Origin of the sequence: Streptomyces malaysiensis subsp. samsunensis, from assembly GCF_024519315.1 — a bacterium.
Lineage (GTDB): Bacteria > Actinomycetota > Actinomycetes > Streptomycetales > Streptomycetaceae > Streptomyces > Streptomyces malaysiensis.
Map to the genome: position 1 here is coordinate 1 of NZ_JANIIC010000204.1, position 1618 is coordinate 1618.

Annotated in this window: 1 protein-coding gene and 1 pseudogene; one reads left to right on the top strand and one right to left on the bottom strand. The window is 70.5% G+C overall.

The window, feature by feature from the left end; genetic code table 11:
- Positions 1–271: 271 nt before the first annotated feature.
- Positions 272–1065: pseudogene (locus NQU54_RS48465) on the top strand (IS5 family transposase).
- On the opposite strand, the gene NQU54_RS48470 reads toward NQU54_RS48465, so the two are convergent.
- Positions 1013–1564, bottom strand: coding sequence for a hypothetical protein (locus NQU54_RS48470; protein ID WP_257636639.1), 552 nt, complete (start codon positions 1562–1564; stop codon positions 1013–1015). The pseudogene NQU54_RS48465 and the gene NQU54_RS48470 overlap by 53 nt on opposite strands.
- Positions 1565–1618 lie beyond the last annotated feature (54 nt).

Consider the following 1618-nt stretch of genomic DNA (forward strand, 5'->3'; position numbering starts at 1 on the left):
AGAAGCCGTATCTCAACCGATCTTGAAACGTGTGGATCGAACGGAGTTCCTGGTCGGGTGATCTTCCGGCGGTACGCGCATGAAGACAGGGCCTCCTGGTAGCTCGGGGGTGCGACCCCATTCCGAGCGGTTCCCGGAGGCCCTGTTGTCGTTGTTGTACGCGCCCGAGCCCGTTGACTTCAACTCGCCCGCCGTGTCGTGCGATTGCCTCGCGCACGTGTACGGCAACGCGGCCGATCATCCCGATCGGGTGCGCCGGTATCCGTCGGACATGACGGACGCGGAGTGGGCGGAGGTCCGGCCGTTGTTGCCGGTGCCGGCCTGGCTCCAGGGCGAGGCGGACGGCCCGAGGGCTACTGTCACCGGCAGCTGCTGGACGCGATCCGTTACCTGGTCGCGGGCGGGATCTCATGGCGGGCGATGCCTGCGGACTTCCCCGCATGGGGCCGGGTTTACGCCTTCTTCCGCCGCTGGCGCGAGCACGGGCTGATCGCCGAGTTCCACGACCGGCTGCGCGGGAAGGTCCGTGAGCGAGAGGGCCGTGAGGCCGAGCCCACGGCGGGGATCATCGACGCGCAGTCGGTGCGGGCCGCCGCGACGGTGCCGGCCGCCTCACGCGGCTACGACGGCGGGAAGAAGGTGCCGGGCCGCAAACGGCACATCGTGACCGATACCCTCGGTCTGCTCCTGGTCGTCGCGGTCACCGCCGCGAACATCGGCGACCGGGACGCCGCGGCGGGCCTGCTGACCCGGCTGCGCCGCCTGCACCGCGACATCATCCCCGTCTGGGCCGACGGCGGCTACACCGGCGGCCTCGTCGGCTGGTGCCGGGACAAGCTCGCTCTGACCTTGGAGATCGTCAAGCGCACCGACGACATGACAGGGTTCGTGGTGCTGCCGAGGCGGTGGGTGGCAGAGCGCACGTTCGCGTGGTTGATGAACTCCCGCCGTCTGGCCCGGGACTACGAGGCTCTGCCCGCCACCAGCGAGGCGATGATCCGATGGCCGATGGTCACGCGGATGAGTCGGCGTCTGGCACGGCCACGGGCCGCCGGCCGGCACTGAATGCCCCCGACGCCTCCAGGAGGAGCCACCCGCGCTCCGCCAGGCGCCGGGCTTTCGACCGCAGCCCCTCGACCTTCGCCGGCGTCGCCCCAAGGCCCAGCTCCACCGCGATCTCCTTGGCTCGAAGCGGCCCCTGACCCATGGATCGCTGCTGTTCCAGCACGCCCAAGATCCGCTGATAGTCCGGCGCCAGAACCGTCACCGGCAGCCCTTCCCGCCAGGGCGGCACTGTCGAGCCCGGCACCGGCGCGAGCGACGGCGCCGCTTCCTCCTCCGCCTCGGTCGGGGTCACGGCAGTGGACTCGGCCGCGGAGACTGCCAGGGCCTCGACCAGTTCCTCCCGTGCGATCACCCGCCGGTCCAGCTCGATCTCCGCGGCCTCCAACACCTCAGCCAACCGCGCGACTTCCTCCCGCAAGCCCTCCACCCGCACGCGGGCAGCCGCCTCCCGCTCCTCCAGCATTCCCAGCACCGACGCCACCGCGCACCCCTCGACCATGAAGCGGATACAAGACGTCGCGATGCCTCCCTCAACCCGAGCGAAACCATGCCT